This is a genomic window from Martinezella sp. CNPSo 3957 (assembly GCF_057784395.1).
On sequence record NZ_JBXSOU010000002.1, the window covers coordinates 640,201 to 659,687 of the forward strand.

At 60.3% G+C, this 19,487-nt stretch carries 17 protein-coding genes; 10 read left to right on the forward strand and 7 right to left on the reverse strand.

Annotated elements, in window-relative coordinates:
* Positions 1 to 5: 5 nt before the first annotated feature.
* From AC13QE_RS08260 to AC13QE_RS08290, 7 genes are read left to right on the forward strand one after another with little or no spacing between them, the layout of a single operon-like run.
* Positions 6 to 500, forward strand: coding sequence for a flavin reductase (locus AC13QE_RS08260; protein WP_132716759.1), 495 nt, complete (start codon positions 6 to 8; stop codon positions 498 to 500).
* A gap of 19 nt (positions 501 to 519) precedes the next feature.
* Positions 520 to 1,449 carry an AAA family ATPase gene (locus AC13QE_RS08265; RefSeq protein ID WP_488483302.1) on the forward strand — a complete coding sequence of 310 codons (930 nt, stop codon included), beginning with the start codon at positions 520 to 522 and terminating at the stop codon, positions 1,447 to 1,449.
* Positions 1,450 to 1,452: 3 nt separating this feature from the next.
* Positions 1,453 to 2,700: a vWA domain-containing protein gene (locus AC13QE_RS08270; RefSeq protein ID WP_488483303.1), complete on the forward strand. Its 1,248-nt coding sequence runs from the start codon at positions 1,453 to 1,455 to the stop codon at positions 2,698 to 2,700.
* 7 nt (positions 2,701 to 2,707) lie between these two features.
* Positions 2,708 to 3,037 carry an XdhC family protein gene (locus AC13QE_RS08275; RefSeq protein ID WP_015340028.1) on the forward strand — a complete coding sequence of 110 codons (330 nt, stop codon included), beginning with the start codon at positions 2,708 to 2,710 and terminating at the stop codon, positions 3,035 to 3,037.
* Positions 3,037 to 3,744, forward strand: coding sequence for an XdhC family protein (locus AC13QE_RS08280; RefSeq protein WP_488483304.1), 708 nt, complete (start codon positions 3,037 to 3,039; stop codon positions 3,742 to 3,744). The genes AC13QE_RS08275 and AC13QE_RS08280 overlap by 1 nt, the downstream gene beginning before the upstream one ends.
* Complete coding sequence (locus AC13QE_RS08285; protein ID WP_488483305.1) at positions 3,741 to 5,375, forward strand: NTP transferase domain-containing protein; 1,635 nt, start codon at positions 3,741 to 3,743, stop codon at positions 5,373 to 5,375. The genes AC13QE_RS08280 and AC13QE_RS08285 overlap by 4 nt, the downstream gene beginning before the upstream one ends.
* A gap of 3 nt (positions 5,376 to 5,378) precedes the next feature.
* Entirely contained in the window at positions 5,379 to 5,699 is a 321-nt protein-coding gene (locus tag AC13QE_RS08290; protein ID WP_132716754.1) for a TfoX/Sxy family protein, read from the forward strand.
* A gap of 3 nt (positions 5,700 to 5,702) precedes the next feature.
* Here AC13QE_RS08290 and AC13QE_RS08295 read toward each other — a convergent pair whose 3' ends face one another.
* The 5 genes from AC13QE_RS08295 to AC13QE_RS08315 all read right to left on the reverse strand — a co-directional run bounded on the left by AC13QE_RS08295 (position 5,703) and on the right by AC13QE_RS08315 (position 10,660).
* Positions 5,703 to 6,125 (reverse strand): NUDIX domain-containing protein, encoded by a 423-nt coding sequence (locus AC13QE_RS08295; RefSeq protein WP_112334761.1) that lies wholly within the window; start codon positions 6,123 to 6,125, stop codon positions 5,703 to 5,705.
* 67 nt (positions 6,126 to 6,192) lie between these two features.
* Entirely contained in the window at positions 6,193 to 7,713 is a 1,521-nt protein-coding gene (locus tag AC13QE_RS08300) for a DEAD/DEAH box helicase (RefSeq protein ID WP_132716752.1), read from the reverse strand.
* Between the two features lie 197 nt (positions 7,714 to 7,910).
* A complete protein-coding gene (locus AC13QE_RS08305; protein ID WP_488483306.1) occupies positions 7,911 to 9,227 on the reverse strand; it encodes a peptidoglycan DD-metalloendopeptidase family protein in 1,317 nt (438 codons plus the stop codon).
* Positions 9,228 to 9,342: 115 nt separating this feature from the next.
* Positions 9,343 to 10,173, reverse strand: coding sequence for a ferritin-like domain-containing protein (locus tag AC13QE_RS08310; protein ID WP_488483307.1), 831 nt, complete (start codon positions 10,171 to 10,173; stop codon positions 9,343 to 9,345).
* Positions 10,174 to 10,177: 4 nt separating this feature from the next.
* On the reverse strand, positions 10,178 to 10,660 hold the full coding sequence (locus tag AC13QE_RS08315) for a peroxiredoxin (protein ID WP_488483308.1): 483 nt from the start codon (positions 10,658 to 10,660) through the stop codon (positions 10,178 to 10,180).
* A gap of 129 nt (positions 10,661 to 10,789) precedes the next feature.
* Between AC13QE_RS08315 and AC13QE_RS08320 the strand changes: the two genes are divergently transcribed.
* Positions 10,790 to 14,209, forward strand: a complete 3,420-nt coding sequence (locus AC13QE_RS08320; RefSeq protein ID WP_488483309.1) for a YhdP family protein — start codon at positions 10,790 to 10,792, stop codon at positions 14,207 to 14,209.
* A 56-nt stretch (positions 14,210 to 14,265) separates the two neighbouring features.
* On the opposite strand, the gene AC13QE_RS08325 is transcribed toward AC13QE_RS08320, so the two are convergent.
* Positions 14,266 to 14,592 (reverse strand): hypothetical protein, encoded by a 327-nt coding sequence (locus tag AC13QE_RS08325; RefSeq protein ID WP_488483310.1) that lies wholly within the window; start codon positions 14,590 to 14,592, stop codon positions 14,266 to 14,268.
* A gap of 176 nt (positions 14,593 to 14,768) precedes the next feature.
* Positions 14,769 to 16,025: a tyrosine--tRNA ligase gene (gene tyrS / locus AC13QE_RS08330; RefSeq protein WP_488483311.1), complete on the reverse strand. Its 1,257-nt coding sequence runs from the start codon at positions 16,023 to 16,025 to the stop codon at positions 14,769 to 14,771.
* Positions 16,026 to 16,309: 284 nt separating this feature from the next.
* Here tyrS and AC13QE_RS08335 point away from each other — a divergent pair, with 284 nt between their 5' ends.
* Positions 16,310 to 18,784 (forward strand): caspase family protein, encoded by a 2,475-nt coding sequence (locus AC13QE_RS08335; RefSeq protein ID WP_488483312.1) that lies wholly within the window; start codon positions 16,310 to 16,312, stop codon positions 18,782 to 18,784.
* 180 nt (positions 18,785 to 18,964) lie between these two features.
* On the forward strand, positions 18,965 to 19,480 hold the full coding sequence (locus tag AC13QE_RS08340; protein WP_488483313.1) for a GNAT family N-acetyltransferase: 516 nt from the start codon (positions 18,965 to 18,967) through the stop codon (positions 19,478 to 19,480).
* Positions 19,481 to 19,487 lie beyond the last annotated feature (7 nt).

Genomic DNA, 19,487 nt, shown 5'->3' on the forward strand with positions numbered 1-19,487 from the left:
CGGTGGTGCTAGACAGGCAACGTATGGACCCGGCGCTTTATCGCGATGCCATGAGTCGTTTTGCGGGGCATGTGCAACTGGTGACGACGGCGCTCGGCGCGGAGCGCCGTGGCGTGACGATCACAGCCGCGTGCTCGGTGTCGGATAGCCCGGCGACGGTTCTGATCTGCCTCAACAACAGCAACGCCAAGAACGAGATCTTTTTCAAAAGCGGCATCTTCGCCATGAATACGCTCGGCGCGGATCATCAAGCCCTGGCCGACGCCTTTTCCGGGAAGACACAACTGACCGTCGATGAACGTTTCGCTGCCGGCAGGTTCGAGACGCTGGCCACGGGTGCGCCGGTGCTTGCCGATGCGCTCGCGGCCTTCGATTGCCGCGTGCTCGAGATCAAGCAGGCCTCCACGCACAACATCATCTTCGGCGAAGTGATGGCCATACGCTACAGCGAACCGAAGCCGGCACTCCTCTATATGAACCGGGGCTATCACACGCTATAACCCCTGCAAGGGAGTTATCATGGCGGATCAGACATTACCTTCGCTGCCGAGTTCGATCGATGAGACGATGGCGTTGCTCGGCGCGCACAACTATCTGGCCGGACGCGCGCTCGGCACCGTGCTTTTTCTCGCATTGAAGATGAAGCGGCCGCTCTTTCTGGAGGGCGAGGCCGGCGTCGGCAAAACGGAAATCGCCAAGGTCCTGGCGAAAGCGCTCGACCGGCCGCTCATCCGTCTACAGTGCTATGAAGGACTGGATGTCTCGTCGGCCGTCTATGAATGGAACTATCCGGCGCAAATGCTGGAAATCCGCCTCGCGGAAGCGTCCGGCCTCACCGATCGGGATCGTATCGAGGCCGATATCTTTTCCGAGCGCTATCTGATCCGCCGGCCGGTGCTGCAGGCGTTGTCGACCGTTGGCGGTCGGGCGCCGGTCTTCCTGATCGATGAACTGGATCGTACCGATGAGGCTTTCGAGGCATTCCTGCTAGAGGTGCTGTCCGATTTTCAGGTGACGGTGCCGGAGCTCGGGACCATCCGGGCCGCCGAACCGCCCATCGTCATCATCACCACCAACAGGACGCGTGAAGTCCATGACGCCTTGAAACGGCGCTGTCTCTATCATTGGGTCGATTATCCTGAGGCCGAGCAGGAGCTTAAGATCATCCGCCGCAAGGTGCCCGGCTGCAATGAAGCGCTGTCGCGCCAGATTGTCGCCTATGTGCAGAAGCTGCGCACGCTCGATCTCTTCAAGAATCCAGGCGTCGCCGAGACGATTGACTGGGCTACCGCCCTAACGGAACTCGATCGGCTGGCGCTCGATCCGGAGACCGTTTCGGATACGCTGGGCACTTTGCTGAAATATCAGGACGATATCGCCCGTATTCAGGGCGCCGAAGGCAAGCGTGTGTTGGACGAAGTCAAATCCGAACTGCTGGCGGCGGGATGAGCCATGGAGCCGGGCGCGCAGGATGGCATCGTCGTTGCGCCGTCACCGCCCGGTGACGGGCGTCTTGCCGATAATATCGTGCTGTTCGGCCGAGCGCTGCGCAAGGCCGGGCTGAAGATCGGCCCTGGGGCGATTGCCGATGCCATCGAGGCGGTCGAAGCGATCGGCATCGGTTCACGCGAGGAGTTCCACGCTGCCTTGTGCTCCGTCTTCGTCAAGCGGCATGAGGATCTTGCCGTGTTCGATGAGGCGTTCCGGCTATTCTGGCGCTCGCGCGATCTCGTCGCCAAGATGATTGCGATGATGTCGCCCGTTGTACCCGACCACCGGCAGAAGGAAAAACCGAAGCCGGGCGAGAGCCGGGCAAGCGATGCCTTGCTCAGTGACCGTGACGAACGACGTCCGCAGCGCGAGGCGCCTGATATCGAAATAGATTCGCGATTTACCAGCTCCGGCGGTGAGGTACTGCGCCATCTGGATTTCGCCCAGATGTCGGCGGCGGAGATTGCCGTCGCCAAGAAGGAGCTGGGGAAGCTGCAACTGCCGCTGGACCGCGTGCGTACGCGCCGTTTCACACCGTCACGCACCGCGGCCAAGGTCGATCCACGCGCGACGATGCGCTCGGCCTTGCGCACGGGAGGGGCGCTGATCCTGCCACGCTTTCGACGGCCGAAGGAAATTCAGCCGCCGCTGGTCGTGTTGGCCGATATCTCCGGCTCGATGAGCCAGTACACGCGCATCTTCCTGCATTTCCTGCACGTGCTGACCGAGCGGCGGCGGCGTGTTCATACATTTCTGTTCGGAACGCGCCTGACCAACGTGACCAGGGCAATGCGCCACAAGGACCCCGATCAGGCACTGGACGAATGTGCGGCTGTTGTGCGCGACTGGTCGGGGGGAACGCGGATCGGCGAGACGCTGAAGGAGTTCAACAGGCTATGGGCGCGCCGGGTGCTCGGGCAGGGCGCGATCGTGCTGTTGATCACCGATGGGCTGGAGCGCGAAGGCGTGGAATTGCTCAGTGCGGAGATGGATCGCCTGCATCGCTCCTGTCGGCGGCTGATCTGGCTCAATCCGCTCCTGCGGTTCGAGGGTTTCGAGGCTCGAGCGCGCGGTGTAAAAGCGATGCTGCCGCATGTTGACGAATTCCGTCCCGTTCACAATCTATTATCTCTGGCCGATCTCGTATCGGCTCTCACCGCCGGCCGCTCGGACACTTATGATCCCAGGCGGTTTCTCGGCAAGCAATGAGGCTCCGATGTCAGATATATCCGAAAGTCTGGATCCGCTCGTGATCGCGGAGGAATGGGTGTCGGCAGGGCGCAACGTGGCCATGGCGACCGTTGTCGATACCTGGGGTTCGGCGCCACGCCCGTCCGGTAGCCATCTGGTTATCGATGGCGAGGGCAATTTTCATGGCTCGGTTTCCGGCGGCTGCGTCGAAGGTGCCGTCATCACCGAGGCACTCGACGTCATCGAAACGGGCAAGTCGCGCATGCTGGAATTCGGCGTCGCCGATGAGACGGCTTGGCGGGTCGGCCTTTCTTGCGGCGGCCGCATCCGCGTCTATGTCGAAAGGCTCGGCTGATGGACCGGCAGATACTGGCGCGGCTGAACGAGATGCGGCGCAAGCGGCAGGCGGCGATCCTCGTCACCGATCTCTCAGGGGGCCCGGATCGGCTTATCGTCGAAGGCGATGCGCTGGAAGGCGCACTCGCGGATGCCGCTTCAGCGGCATTTCGTTCGGGCAAGTCCGCAGCGCTTGATATCGATGGGCAGAAGCTGTTCTTCAACGTGCATCTGCCACCGCCGCGCATCGTTATCATCGGCGCTGTGCATATCAGCCAGGTTCTGGCGCGGATGGCGGCCCTTGCCGGCTTCGATGTGACGATCATCGATCCGCGCACCGCCTTTGCCACCCCGGAACGCTTTGAAGGCATAGACCTGATTGCCGATTGGCCCGTGGATGCGCTGAAAGAGCGGCCGCTCGACAGCTATATGGCACTCGTGGCGGTAACCCATGATCCGAAGATCGATGACGAGCCGATTATTCAGGCGTTGAAGACGGGCTGTTTCTACGTCGGCGCACTCGGCAGTCGCAAGACGCATGCCGGCCGCGTGGAACGCTTGACGCGGGAAGGCTTGAGCGACGCCGAGCTCGCCCGCATCCATGCGCCGATCGGGCTTGCCATCGGCGCTGCCAGCCCGGCCGAAATTGCGGTTGCCATCCTGGCGGAGATCATCGGCTCGCTTCGTGGGCGCGAGGTCTCGTCGCCAAAGGGCGTTGCGCCATGATCTTCGGTGAGTTCTTGACGGCTGAGGCGGAGGGCGCGGTTCTCGCGCATTCAATCCGGCTGACCAATGGCAGTTTTTCCAAGGGACATCGGCTTGGCGGCGAAGATATAGAGCAACTCGCCTCTGCCGGAATTGACCGCGTTATCGCTGCGCGCATCGAACCGGGCGATCTCATGGAGGACGAGGCAGCCGAGCAATTAGCCCGAGCTGTCGCGCCCGATCATCTGACGTTCTCTGAAGCGGCGACAGGGCGGGTGAATGTTTACAGCGCCGTTGACGGTCTGTTCATTGCAGATCGCATGGCGGTCGATCGGATCAACAGTCTCGATCCGGCGATCACCCTTGCCTGTCTTGCAGACCATGTACCTGTGCGAGCCGGCGACATGGTGGCGACCTTCAAGATCATTCCGCTTGCCGTTTCCGGAGCCAAAATCGCTGCTGGTGTTGAAATTCTCCGGCGGATGCCGGTTTTCGAGGTCAAGCCCTTCATGCCGCATGCCGTTTCGCTTGTCGCCACGGAGTTGCCGTCGCTGAAGGCCTCGGTCATGGACAAGACTGCACGTATACTGTCGCAGCGGCTGCAGCCATCGGGCAGTATACTGCAGCGGGAAGAGCGTGTTGCTCATAGAGCGGCCGATGTTGCCGGCGCGATCCGTCGCGCTCTCGCTGCGCAGGACAGGCTTGCGAAACTGGTAATCGTTTTCGGGGCTTCGGCAGTCATCGATGCCGGCGATGTCATTCCGGAGGCAATTCGGCTTGCCGGCGGCGAGGTTATTCAGGTCGGCATGCCCGTCGATCCGGGCAATCTGCTGGTGCTGGGCAGGGTGGGCGACGTTTATGTCGTCGGGGCGCCGGGATGCGCGCGCAGCCCGAAGGAGAATGGCTTCGACTGGGTGCTGGATCGTATATTAGCCGGCGAACGACCGGCGCCGCAGGATATCAGCGGCATGGGCGTCGGAGGGCTGCTCATGGAAATTCAATCACGCCCACGGCCGCGTGACATCGTCAACAAACCGCCGTCGGCGATATCGGTTGTCATCGTCCTGCTGGCTGCGGGAAAGGCAAGCCGCATGGGCGAGGGTGGCTCGCACAAGCTTCTGGCGGAATTCGATGGCGTGCCTCTGGTACGCCGTTCGGCATCCATCGCCATCGCAAGCGGCGTATCGGATATCGTTGCCGTCACAGGGCACCGGCGCGATGAGATCGAGACCGCACTAAGTGGTCTCGCCGTTGAGGTCGTACTCAATCCGGATTATTCCTCGGGCATGGCCAGTTCGCTGGTCGCCGGTGTCGGTACGCGGGCCGCTCAAAAGGCCGATGGCGTCCTTGTCATGCTGGCCGATATGCCCGGCGTCACAAGCGAGGATCTAAAAGCCTTGATATCAGCCTTTCGTGAGACGAACGGCCAGGCGATCGTGCGGGCGGTATCGGGCGGTAAGCGTGGCAATCCCGTTATCCTGCCACGGTCGGTCTTGAGCGCCGTGATGCGGCTGGAGGGCGATGTCGGCGCCCGGCATATTATCGAGACATCGGGGCTTCCGGTCATTGATGTCGAGATCGGCGAGGCGGCACATCTCGATGTCGATACGCCTGAGGCCGTTGTCGCGGCCGGTGGGATTTTGAAGGGGTAGCGAATGGACAATATCGATATCGAGGAGATGTTTCAGTCGCTCGGGCCGATCACCATCAAACGAATGTTCGGCGGCAAGGGCATCTACCATATGGGTCGGATCCTGGCGCTGGAAGTGGGTGACGAAATCCTTCTGAAGGCGGACGATACCAGTGCTTCCGAATTCGAAGCGGCAGGCGCGCGGCGCTGGGCCTACGAGGGCAAGAAAGGCAAAGCCGTCAACATGCCCTATTGGTCGATACCAGAAGATGCGTTCGACGATCCGGATGAAATGGCGCGTTGGGTGCGGCTTGCCTATGAGGCTGCACTTCGCGCCGACAAATAGGCGTCAGCGGAAGTCTTCTTCGCTCAAATGGGCGATGGTTGCCTTGGCGAACTCGGAAAGCTGAGCTGGCAATTCGTTTCGGCCAAACCAGCCGAAATCGGAGAGCTTATCCGGCTCCATCAGCCGTGGTTCGCCGGAAAAGTCCCTGCAGATATAGATGAGCGAGATCCAGTGCTGCCGATCGGCCTCGATGATGACTTCCTCAGTGCAGAGATAATCGATTTCACCGATGGAGAGGCCGCTTTCCTCTTCGGCTTCGCGAACGGCGGCGCTGGCCGCCGGCTCCATATGATCCACCTTGCCGCCGACGATACTCCAGCATCCGGCTTCCGGTGCCTTGAGGCGTCGGTAGAGCAATAGCTTGCCGTCCCGCAAGATTGCGAGACCGGTTCCCAGTCCTGGGAAATCGATGCCGGGCTTGCCCAATATTCAGATCCCGAAGTTGGACGCAGCATCTCGCTAGCCGATTCGCTGCGTATCTGAACTGGATATATCAGGCCTTGGCGTTTGCCACGATGAGCATGAAAGCGGGAATATCGTCGCCAAAGCCAACCGGAGTCGGGCCATCATCCTGATCGCGATAACGGTTGCGGCGCTCGCGATGATCGTCATTGGCAGCGGGGAATGGCCGATGGCTGTTGCGAGAACCGTTATGGGATCTGTTATTGTTGTTCTCAGACTTGCGCTCGTTCTTCACGCTTTCGGCCTTTGCTGGTGCTGCTTCGATCGCTACGACGTCATTATCCTCGACGTCGATATCAGATTTATGACTCGGGGCGTTGCGGCCTCCACGGCTGCGATCCCGGTCGCGGCCCTTGCCCTTCTGGTCACGACGGCGGGACGAGCGATTGTCGTCACCGCTCTCGTCAGCGGGCGGCAGAGTCGAAAGATCGCCGTTCAGCCACTGGACATCTTCGCCGATCAGCTTCTCGATGGCATCGACATGCTTGGTGTCGCGCTTCGTCACGATAGTGAATGCAGCGCCGGAACGACCGGCGCGACCGGTGCGGCCGATACGATGGACATAGTCTTCCGAATGGATCGGAACATCGAAATTGAAGACGTGACCGACATCGGGAAGATCGAGACCCCGAGCTGCGACGTCGGAGGCGACGAGAAGCTGGATCTGTCCGTCCCGGAAGTTCTGCAACATCGTCGTGCGCGAACGCTGATCCATGTCGCCGTGCAATGCGCCGACAGAAAAGCCGTGGCGTTCGAGCGAGCGGAAGAGATCGGCCACATCCTTCTTGCGATTGCAGAAGATGATCGCGTTCTTCAGATCCGTCTGGGCGCGGATAAGATCGCGCAGCGTGGCGCGCTTCTCATAATCCTTACCGTGCGAGGCAACGAAGCGCTGCGTCACGGTCTTGGCGGTCGATGCCGGCTTGGCGACTTCGACGCGTTCCGGGTTCTGTAGGAAGCGGTCAGCCAGCTTCTGAATTTCCGGCGGCATGGTTGCCGAGAAGAACAGCGTCTGGCGCGTAAACGGGATGAGCTTGGCTATGCGCTCGATATCGGGGATGAAACCCATGTCGAGCATACGGTCGGCTTCGTCGATGACGAAGATCTCGACGGCGCTCATCAGCAGCTTGCCGCGTTCGAAATGATCCAGCAGGCGGCCGGGCGTGCAGATCAGCACATCGGCGCCACGCTCGAGCTTGCGGTCCTGCTCTTCGAAGGAAACGCCGCCGATCAGAAGGGCAATGTTCAGGCGGTGGTTCTTGCCGTATTTTTCGAAGTTTTCGGCGACCTGCGCTGCGAGTTCGCGCGTCGGCTCCAGAATGAGCGTGCGCGGCATACGAGCGCGAGCGCGTCCCTTTTCGAGCAGCGTCAGCATCGGCAGCACGAAGGACGCGGTCTTGCCGGTCCCTGTCTGGGCAATGCCGCAGATGTCACGGCGCTGAAGCGCAAAGGGGATTGCACCGGCCTGGATAGGAGTCGGTGTGGTGTAGCCCGCGTCAGTCACCGCGGAAAGGACTTTTTGGCTCAGGCCAAGGTCAGCAAATGTTGTCAAAGGGAAATCTAATTCCGTCTTGGTTCAGTCGAACACCATGAGTCGACACACAGGAGCGTGCCGCAATGCAGCGCGACATAGAACCAAATACCCGTGAAGTCAAGGAAAGCAGGCGCTTCAACAGCCTCGAAGTTCATTCATAACGCAATTTTTGGATTAGTGCCATCTTTGTTGCGCGTTTGTCACAATTCCGGCAGCTAAATTGCGCCCAATCCGCTGATGTAACTTGCGAGTTTCGTGCCGGCACCAATGAAATACATCGGGTCTATGGCATGTCCGTTCTCGCGCACTTCATAATGCAGATGCGTTCCTGTCGAGCGCCCGCTGCTGCCGGCAAGACCGATCGCATCGCCGGCGCCGACCCTGTCGCCGACTTTGACGAGCACCTGTTCCATATGTCCATAACGGGTGGAGATGCCGTCGCCGTGGTCGATCTCTACCATGTTGCCGTAGCCGCCAGTCCAGCCCGCCGAAACCACCTTGCCGGGGGCGGTGGCCTTGACCTTCTCACCGGGGCTAAAATGGAAGTCGGTACCGGTATGGAGAGCCAGCGTGCCGAAGAAGGGATCCTTGCGGTTACCGAAAGGGCTGGTGATAAGCTTGCCCGGCGCCGGGTTGCGGAAGGGCAGGCTTTCGGCTGCGCCCCGCACTGTTTCCAGATGTGTCAAGGCGGTATCGAGCGCCGCCATGGATCGCTCGAACTGGTCGATATTCTCAGGCGGCACATAAGGGCCGCCCACACCGCTATCCGTATCCTCACGCGCAATGCCCGCGATCTCGTTCGGCACCTTAATGCCGACATTCTGCATGATCGACTGGATCGAAGTGGCGGTTTCGGATGCATCGGCGGTGAGATTGCGGATGCGGGACAATTGATCCTGTTCGATATGCTTCAGCGACAGCGTCACCTTGGAGAAAACCCGATCGGCGCGGTCGGCGACGGTTTCGGGGGCGGGGACGTAGGCAAGCGTGGAGTTGTCGGGTGTGGCGTCGGCCGGCTTGCCGCTCAGGAGAAGCTTTTCGATTGCCTTGGGTGACGTCAGCTGGGCATGTTCATTCTTTGGCGCAGCAGAGTTGGCATCCGTATGCGCGTTCTTGTCGGTCAGGCCGGAGTTCTCTGCCCGGTCGAGAAGAGTGCTGAGCTTGCCGTTGCGCGAGGAGAGCTGCTGCTGCTGTTCGATCAGCTTGTCGACCTTCTCCTCCACGACCTGCTGATCTAGGAGTTGACGCGAGGTAACACGGTCGACCTGCGCCCGCAGCGCGGCGATGCGATCTTCATAGTCATATTGCATGCGCGCCTGGCGAGCCATCGTCGCGCCGATGAGATCGTCGCGAAGTACAAGGTAGGAGGTTGCAAGCAGATAGCCGATCGAGAAGACCCCGACCATGCAGACGGTAACGGCAGCCATCCACGGGCGCACGGTCATATGGCGCACGGTATCGCCGCTCGCCAGAATAATGGTGTGATGTCGCTGTTGCTTGCCGAAAACCCGGTTTTGAGGCTTGGCTGTCACCGAGAATCTCCCAATCGGTGCGTATTGGCACCCAAGGGAAGTACACGGCATTATGGTTAACGAATGCTTTCTTTTGCAATATTAGATACTGGAAAAGCTGCTTGTCATCAGTATATCAAGCATTGCTTGTAGACGTCAGGGAACGGTAGAAGGATGGCGTCAGCCCGGCTTCCGCCCGCGCGATGTCATTGAAGGGAGCTTTCAGCGAACCACGGAAATTGGCGCGCACCAGCTCCTGAAAGGTTCGGGCCGGATCGCGCTTTTCCCGCGCGCACAGGAAGCGGAACCATTTGGCGCCGACGGCGACATGGCCTTTCTCGTCATTGTAGATGACGTCGAGTATGGCGGCGCTCTCCAGATCACCGGTTTCGCGCATTTTGGCCTGCAGCGCCGGCGTCACGTCGAGGCCTCTGGCCTCGAGAATCAGCGGTACCACGGCCAAGCGGGCTGTGAGATCGGTGCGGGTCGCATGGGCAGCCTGCCAGAGGCCGTCATGGGCGGGCAGATCGCCATAATCCGCGCCGAGTTCGCGCAGGCGAGCCCGCACCATGCGAAAATGCTTGGCTTCCTCGAAGGCGACCTGCATCCAGCCGTCGAAGAAGGAGTTGGGGACCGGGCCGGTTGCAAAACGTGCGACGATATCGAGCGCCAGATCGACGGCATTCAGCTCGATATGGGCAATGGCATGCAGGAGCGCGATGCGGCCTTTCAGCGTGTGCAGCGAGCGCTTCTCCATGTTTTTCGGCGGCACCAGTTCCGGCTTTTCGGGCCGGCCGGGCCGATCGGCGAGCGGCGGGTCGAGCGGCGAACGCAGCGACAGGGTGCGCGCAAACCAGCGGTTTGCCGATTCCTGGGCAAGCCCGGTCTTGCGATCGAGATCGGCCGACCGGATCGCGGCTATGGCGCCGCCGCGTAGCGACGTGATGGTTTCGGGACTGCCGGACATGCCTTCAGAGTTCCCTGGCTGCGGCCAGAACGGCTTCGGCGTGTCCAGCAACCTTGACCTTGTCCCATATTGCAGCGACGCGCCCATCGGCGCCGATCAGGAAGGTCGAGCGCACCACACCCATATAGGTGCGGCCATACATGCTCTTTTCGCGCCAGACGCCATAGGCCATTGCCATGGTCTTTTCCTCGTCTGAGGCGAGCGGCACGGAAAGCGCATGCTTCTTGACGAATTTGTCATGGCTTTTCACCGTGTCAGGCGAGACGCCGAGAAGGGCGACGCCAAGCCTTGCGAAATCGGCTGACAGTGCCGTGAAGGTAATCGATTCGGTCGTGCAGGCGGTGGTGTCATCCTTGGGGTAGAAATAGATTACCAACGGCTTTCCGGCAAAATCGGCAAGGCGAACGCGATCGCCGCCGTCGCGTGGAAGATCGAAATTCGGTGCCTTATCGCCGATGCCAAGTTGAACTGGAAAAACTGCCGCCACGGGAAAACCTTTCTTTTGCCGGTTTTTTAGATGACACTTGAGGGAAGGCATATATACTGCTCGCGTGTGCCGTCCAATGGGACGCAGCGTCACCAACAAAATTGTAGAGAGCGAAAGGCACGCGCAGGAGTGATCCGAGGCGAAAAGATAACATTCCGCAAAAAGGATCTCGTGCCGCTCGACAATCTGCCGTCCGCCCAAGCCGAAGATCCGTTGATCGTGCATGTGCCGGAACGCGTTCGCCGTCGTCGTTCGCATGTCTGGCATGTTTGCCGTATCACGCTGGTTTTCTTTGCTTTTCTCGCCATCATTTTCGGTGCTGTCATAGCGACCATCGAAAGCGGCATCTTCGACGAGCCGCTGTCGCAGAAGGCGCAGACGGCGCTCGATCATGCCATCGGCCCGCGTTACAAGGCAGAGGTGGGCGCGACCGTGGTCCGATTTACCTCCGATCTCCGCCTGGCGTTGGAGGCCCGTGACGTCAACGTCATCGACCAGGAGAGCGGCAAGCATCTGTCGACGATGTCGGCCGTCAACATGGAACTTGACCCCTTGGCTCTCATCGAAGGCCGGGTGGAAGTGGCAAGTGTCGCGGCAGAGGGGATCGCGCTCGATACCTCGCTGCTGCCGCAAGGCGACCCGGTGGATTTGACTGCCCTGCGCGTTGATGCCTTGCCCAAGGCCCTGAATGCGGCTTTCGACAATCTCGACTTTCTCGAACATTTCGTCCAGCGAGGCGGCACGAATTCCGTGCGTATTTCCGGCTTCTCCATGAAGCTGGCGCGGCAGGAAGGCGAGCCGATCTCGCTTGTCGTCGATAATCTGACCTTCGAGCGCACTGCACCGAATTCTCTGCATCTCTACGGCGAGGTGGCGATCAATGGTTCCGTGGCGCTTCTGGATGTGCGGGCGGATCAAAAGGAGGCCGGTCGCACCTCTTCGCTCGCGGCCAGGATATCCAATCTCGACCTCAAGCCGCTCACGATGGCCTATGATCCGAATGGTACGCCCCGACAGGGCTTCACGACCTTCGGGGACATCACGCTTTCGGCGGTCAAAGGAGAGGCGGGTGTAGATCCGAAGCTGAATGCCACCGTCAAAGTTCAGCCCGGCACCCTCTATATGGACCATGATCCGCAGGAGCTGACGCAGGCCAATATCAACCTGGCCTACAATTTCGATCACCAGACCCTGGAGATTGCTCCCTCCGATGCACAGTTCCTCGGGACGACCGTGCCGTTCTCCGGCGCGCTGATCGATCTCGACCGCGTCGACGCCAATGCAGGGAAGGGCTTTGGCATCGACTTCGTGATCAAGGATGGGGTCGCCGCTTCATCTCTGTCAGGGGAGAAGCCCATCAGCTTCGATGGTCGTGCTACCGGCCGGTTCTTTTCGGCGACCAAGGAATTCCAGTTCGATAATCTCGGCATATCGACACCACAAGGCGCGCTTTTCGGCTCCCTGCATATGAAGCTCGGCGACAGTTCGCCTGAGATCAGTTTCGGCGGCCGCGCGGACAAGCTCGACACGGCTGCCGTCAAGCAGCTATGGCCGTTCTGGATGGCCTCGAAACCTCGAACCTGGGTCGAGGGCAATCTCTTCGGCGGATCGGTGACCAACGCCGTCATATCCGTTTTCATTCCGGCTGGCCGGCTGCGTGAAGCGTCACAGACCGGGAAGCTGCAGCTTGGCAAGAATGAGCTGCATATCGCCTTCGATATCGACGGCGCGCGGATGAATGTCCCCGGCGAAATCCCGCCATTGCGCGACACCAAGGCCCATTTCGATCTGACCGGTCCGAATATGGTGGTCGCTATCGCCTCGGCGACCTCCTACTTCTCCACCGGGCGCACGATCACGCTGAGCGACAGCAGCTTTTCGATCCCGGCGACCTACGATAAGCCGCTGATGGCCGATCTCGATTTGACGATTTCAGGCTCCGGCGACGCCATCGGCGAACTTCTGAGCTACAAGCCTCTGGAGGTCCTACAGCGGACCGAATTCAAGCCGGCGGATTTCAATGGCAAGATCGTCGCCAAGGTCGATGCCAGGATCGGGCTGATCAAGGATCAGCAGCCGCCTCCGCCGGAGTGGCAGGCGACGCTTGATCTCGACAATGTCGATCTGCTGAAACCGATGAACAATCGCAAGATCGACAATCTGACTGGCGTGATTTCGGCCGATCCGCAATCCGTGCATCTACAAGCCCAGGCTCAGATTGATGGCATTCCCGCCCAGATCGACATGGTCGAGCCGACCGATAGCAAATCGACCGTCAAGCGCGCTCGGGTGATCACGGCAACGCTGACCGATGCGCAGCGCAACACCGTTCTGCCTGGACTTCGCGATATGATCGACGGGCCTGTCAAAGTGGAGTTGACCCGTATTGATGACGATCGTCAGGGCGTGAAGGTCGATCTCGGCAAGGCCGCCCTGACCGTTCCTTGGATCGGCTGGTCGAAGGGCAGCGGCATTGCGGCGACTGCACAGTTCGAAGCGTCCGGCCCGGACAGCCAGACGGCGCTCAAGAATTTCACGCTCAAGGGCGATGGCTTCGGCGCCAGCGGCGATCTTCTGATCAGCAAGGGGAGCCTTACCTCGGCGAGTTTCACCAGCGTGAAACTTTCGGCGCTCGACGATTTCGCGCTTTCGCTCAAGCGGAGCAAAAGCGGCGGCTATGACGTCGCCGTATCGGGAAATTCCGCTGACATAAGACCGATCCTCGCGCGCCTGAAGGCATCCACATCGGGCGGACAGCAGAGTTCAAACGGGGATGGTTCGGCGAGTGCGACCGTTCGCGCCAATCTCGACAAGGTCATAGGCTTCAATGACGAGACGATCGGCAACGTCAAAGGCGTTTATTCGATCTCGGGCGGCAAGACGACGGCTGCGGATTTTTCGGGCTTGACCCGTAGCGGCGAAGCGCTGGTCACCCAGATGAGCAAAGGGGCCAACGGCGTCATCCGTATCACAAGCGGCGATGCAGGCGCCGTTGCGCGCTTCACCGACCTCTACAAGCATTTGCAGGGTGGGCTGCTCAATCTGTCGCTGCGCTCGATCGGGCAGGATGACTGGGACGGCTCGCTCGATATCCGCAACTTCTCCATCAACGATGACAAGAAACTTTCGACCATCGTGTCGACGCCGAGCGGGAAGAACGGCAAGAGCCTGAATTCAGCGGTGAAGCAGAATATCGATACGCGTTCGCAGAGCTTCGAGCGCGGCTTTGCGCGGCTGGTGATGCGCGATGGGATGCTCTCGGTCGAAAATGGCGTGGTGCGTGGTGTGCAGGTCGGAGCGACGTTCCAGGGCGTGCTGAAGGACGCCAGTGGCAAGATGGACATGACGGGAACCTTCATGCCCGCCTACGGCCTGAACCGGCTGTTCGCGGAGGTTCCGATCGTCGGCTTCATCCTAGGCAATGGCAGCGATCGCGGTCTGATCGGCATCACCTTCAGGCTGACCGGCACGATCGAGAAATCGAACCTGCAGATCAATCCTCTCTCGATCATCGCACCGGGCGTATTCAGGCAGATATTTGAATTTTGAATATTGAGGCGGACGGCGCTAAGGCCTCCATCTTTCGATAGCTGAGGCAGGGTGGATCATTTTTCTGCCGCCAGCCGCTCTCGTATGCGCTCCGGCCCACCGCTCATGCGCCGCGCGAATGGTCGATCAGGGTCGACAATACGCCAGAATGGAGCTGTGTCGCTCTGGCTGAGCTGTACCAGATGTCGTTGAACGGTGACAGGGCAGCAGGCATCCGCGCCATACTGCCTGGCAAGCACCTGTCTTACTCCCGCAATATCGGACAATTGGCCCGGAGGCGCTGCCCAGAGCGCACGAGCAACCATCTCCTCACTGGGAATCAACATGCTTTGGGTAGAGCTTCGGCCCTTGCGCCTTATCTTGATTACCGGCAATTCATCCATAATCCACCTCCAGGGTTGGAACCTTAACAGAGGACGAATGGGCAGGTCGCGATCCGACATGGGGATACAGAGAAACATTCGGTCGGCACCGATAGTGCTCTGCATTTGCGCTGGCCGAAAATAACAGAGCCGGCGCGAAGGCGCCGGCTCTGTTCATTCTCGTGACCCTCGGACGCTCAGGCGGCCGGGCGGATCAGGATATGCTTCTTCTTGCCGAGCGACAGTTTGATGACGCCATCGGCGGTGACTTCGCCGCTGCCGATGATCTTGCGCTCGTCGCTGACGGCCTGATCATTGATGCGCACTGCGCCGCCCTGGACATGGCGGCGAGCTTCGCCGTTAGAGGCGGCAAGGCCGGCACGCACGATCAGGGCCAGCAGACCGATGCCAGCTTCGAGTTCTGAAGCAGGGACGTCGATCGACGGCAGGTTTTCCGACAGACCGCCTTCCTCGAAGGTCTTGCGTGCGGTTTCGGCTGCCTGCTCGGCTGCCGCGCGGCCGTGAAGGATTGCGGTGACTTCGGTCGCAAGGATCTTCTTGACTTCGTTCAGTTCCGAACCCGCAACGGCGGAAAGCCGCGCGATTTCGTCCATTGGCAGCGTGGTGAACAGCTTGAGGAAGCGCGGAACGTCCGCATCCTCGGTGTTACGCCAATATTGCCAAAAATCATAAACAGGCAGCAGGTCGGCATTGAGCCAGACGGCACCGGAAGCCGACTTGCCCATTTTGGCGCCGGAGGAGGTCGTCAGCAGCGGCGAGGTCAAAGCAAAGAGTTGCTTGGTCCCCATGCGGTGACCGAGATCGATGCCATTGACGATATTGCCCCACTGATCCGAACCGCCCATCTGCAGGCGGCAATCGTAACGCTTGGCCAGTTCGACGAAATCGTAGGCCTGCAGGATCATGTAGTTGAATTCGAGGAACGACAGCGACTGTTCGCGGTCAAGCCTCGTCTTCACGCTGTCGAAAGACAACATGCGGTTGACGGAAAAATGCCGGCCGACATCGCGCAGGAATTCGAGATAGTTCAGCGAGCGCAGCCATTCGGCATTGTTGATCATCAAGGCCGCGTTGCCGGGCTTGTTGTAGTCGAGGTAGTTCGAGAAGCAACGTTTGATCGAGGCGATATTGTCCTCGATCATGTCGATGGTCATCAATTTGCGGGCTTCCTCCTTGAAGGAGGGATCACCGACCATGCCGGTGCCGCCGCCCATCAGGGAGATCGGCCGATGGCCAGTCGCCTGGAGCCAGTGCAGCATCATGATCTGGGTGAGATGGCCGACATGGAGACTAGATGCCGTCGGATCATAGCCGATATAGGCAGTCACGGTTTCCTTGGCGAAGAGGTCGTCGAGGCCGGCTTCATCGGAAATCTGATGAATGAAGCCGCGCTCTTGCAGGGTGCGCAGGAAATCGGATTTGAACTCAGCCATGATCTTGGTCTCTCGAGGTCGCATTGCTGGAAAGCGCGGCGAAGTCGCTATTGTTTGACGTTGGGCGCGCGTTTAGCACCGATTTGGCGGCGCGTCATCATTTTGCTGGAACAGACGACAAGTTTCGGCGTGGGCAGCGTGTGTAACCGAGCACTTCTGAACGTCAATAGACCGTAACATGGCCGCGAATCTGCCTGGAATAAGTCCCGCATTCGCCCGAATCGAATCCTAGGCATTTTCTTATTGATCCCGTACGCACCTCATGTTTCGTGAAAGAAACCGGTATGTCGCCTCTGCTTTCGAAGATGGGATTGTCATCCAAAAAGACGATCTGGGCATTTTTTGCCATGATGTTGGTTTTGGCCGGTATTGCTGCTGCGAATCCGGCCGAAGCTCAGGGTTCCCCTGAAAAGAGAATAGCGCTTGTCGTCGGTAATGCCGCCTATACGGTGGGGGCGCTTCCGACACCGGCCAATGATGCCGGCCTGGTCGCGCAAACGCTGCAGGCTGCCGGCTTCGATGTGATCGGCGCGCGCGATCTCGATCAGAATGGCTTGCGCGATGCCATGCGCGACTTTCTGACGAAAGCCAACGCGTCAGGCCCCAACACCGTCGTCTTCGTCTATCTGGCGGGCTATGGTGTTCAATATCAGGGCGACAATTATTTCGTGCCTGTCGATGCGCAGATCGCCAATGCCACGGATGTCCCCGTCCAGGCGGTCCGCGTGAGCGACTTCACAAAGTCGCTGTCGGCCATCAACAATCGTGGCAGCATCGTCGTGCTCGACGCGGCTAGAGCCAATCCGTTCGTGCAGTCCAATCAGCCGCTGGCGGGTGGTCTGGCGCTGGTCGATCCCGATGCCAATCAGCTAATTGCCTTCAATGCGGCGCCCGGCACGGTCGCACCGCAGGAGGCCGGTCCCTATGGTTCCTACGCGCATGCGTTGGCAGAGATGATCCGCGTCGGCGGCCTTTCGCTTGACGATGTCTTCGATCGAACGCGCCTGCGTGTCGGCGACTTGACCAAGGGCGCCGAGATTTCCTGGGATGCCTCCAAATTCAAGAATGCCTTCACCTTCTTCGATCGCAGTCCGAATGCGCCGGCTGCTGCGGTGTCGAGCACCGAGGATGTGGCAAACCGGACGAAGCCCATTCGTGATTTCGATGAACGCGATGCCTATTTCGCGGCGCTCGATCGCGACACGCTGCAAGGCTACGAGGATTTCCTCGCCGCCTATCCAAACGATTCCATGGTCAGGCGTGTTCGCGCCATTGTCGCTGCCCGCCGCGAGGCCATCACCTGGCGCGAGACCTGGCTTGCCGACACGCCCGAGGCCTATTGGTCTTATCTTAGGCGTTATCCGCGCGGTCCCCACGTCTGGGATGCCCGCCGCCGTCTCGAGCATTTCGAGGCAGCGCTCGAGCCGCCGCCGTCTTTCACCGTGATCGAGTATGACGTGCCGCCGCCCCCACCGCCGGAGGTGGTCTATATCGACCGTCCCGTGCTTTATTTCGATGATGCAGACTTCGGCTATGCGCCGCCGCCGCCCGTCGTCTTCCTGGCACCGCCGCCACCGGATTTCGTCCAGTTGGCGCCACCGCAGCCCGCGGTCGATCTCTATGTGTTGCCGGCGCCGGTCTTCGTTCCGGTTCCTGCATGGGTCGAGCCGCCGCGCGATATCGCGCCGCCGGAAAACAACATCATCTTCAACAACATCCACAATACGGTCGTGAACAACACGACGGTCATCACCAACAACACTGTGGTCAACGAGAACGGGGCGGCACCCGCAGCACCTGGGCTGACGACCGGTCAGAAACTTGCCGGTGCGGCCGTTATCGCCGGAGCAGGGGCTGCAGCACTGCATGTTGCCCTGCCGCCATCGGTACAGAAGAAGGCGGCAGTTATACAAAGGCAGAATCCCGCCGCGGCCGCCAAGACGGTGCCTGGAGTTGCTCCGGCGGCGGCGCCGTCGGCGCAGCCGCAAGGCGGAAATGCCGCTGCCCACGTGCTTCCCGGCGCCAATGGTCAGCCGCTGCCGGCTGGCGGCAAGCCACCCGTCAATCAGGGAACGGCTCAGACGAAGCCGGGGCAATCGCCGCAAGCCGCGCCGAATGCGGTGCATAATCCGTCTGTTGCCACTCAACCTGCCCAGCAAGGTACAAATGCCAATGCGCACGCGCTTCCGGGCGCGAACGGTCAGCCTTTGCCAGCCACGGGCAAGCCGGCCAGTCCTGGCGCAGCGCAGACAAAACAGGCTCAACAGCCTCAGGCTACGCCCAACGCCAGTACACATGCGCTTCCCGGTGCCAAGGGACAGCCGCTGCCGGCCGTTGGCAATGCGCCTGCCGTGAAGGGGCAAAACCACATTGCCAAGACCCCGGCACCGCAAGCAATGCCGGGCGGCAAACCGAATCCGGTCGCCGCTGCACCGAAACTCAATGCGCATGCCCCGGCCGCGCCGGCTGTCGCCGCCAGAAATCCGGCGAAGCCCAAGGCGGTCATGAGCAACCAACCTAGGGTCAACAGTCAGCCGCGTGTCGCCGTCGCGCCGCCTCGGCAAGCCAATCCGGCGCCTGCGCAGCTCAGGCCAGCACCGCATATAGTGACACAAGCACCCAAGCCACAGGCTCAGCCGAAGCCGCAACCGCAGCCGAAGGTCGTGCAGCAGCAGGTGAAGAGACCACCTCCGCCTCCGCCGCAGAAGCCTCCGGAAAAGAAGAAGTGCGGCGCTCCCGGTCTGCCGGCATGTCACTGACGGATGATATCAAGCGATAACCTGGAAAGCCCGCTTCGGCGGGCCTTCGCATGCGACATTGTCGCTTGATCGGCTTGTTGAAATCAGGCCGAGCGGTTAGCACTGACCGGCCGGTTGTCAATCGGCGCTGTCATGCACGTTACGGCAGGCTGGAGATCCATCACGAAAACAGGCAGGCAGATGAGTAATACCATCATACTCGAAACCCCGCGCCTCGTTCTGACGATGTGGGACAAAGGAGATGCCGAAGAGATTCGGCAATTGCATTCGACGATCGAGACAACGCGCTATCTCTCGGGTGCAGCACCGTGGACCCTGGAGAAGGCCGAGGAACGGCTGAAAAGCTGGTTCGATGAACATGCGCGCGATGGCGTGACCAAATACAAGATGCTGCGGCGTGAGGATGGACGCTTTATCGGCCGTGCCGGCTTTTCGCGCTTTCAAGAGAGGGGACGTGGCGAGTTCGAACTCGGTTATTCGCTTCGGCAGGACGCGTGGGGCAACGGTTACGCCACGGAAATAGCCGGCGCCCTCGCGCAGTGGTTTTTCCGCCGCGGCTTTGCCGATCGATTCATCGCATTCACACATCCGGAAAACGCCGCATCGCAGCGAGTTCTCCAGAAAATCGGCATGCAATACGAAGCGCCGATCGTTGTCAGCGGCACTCCAGGCCTTTGCTTCAAGATGTCACGCTAAGAACAGT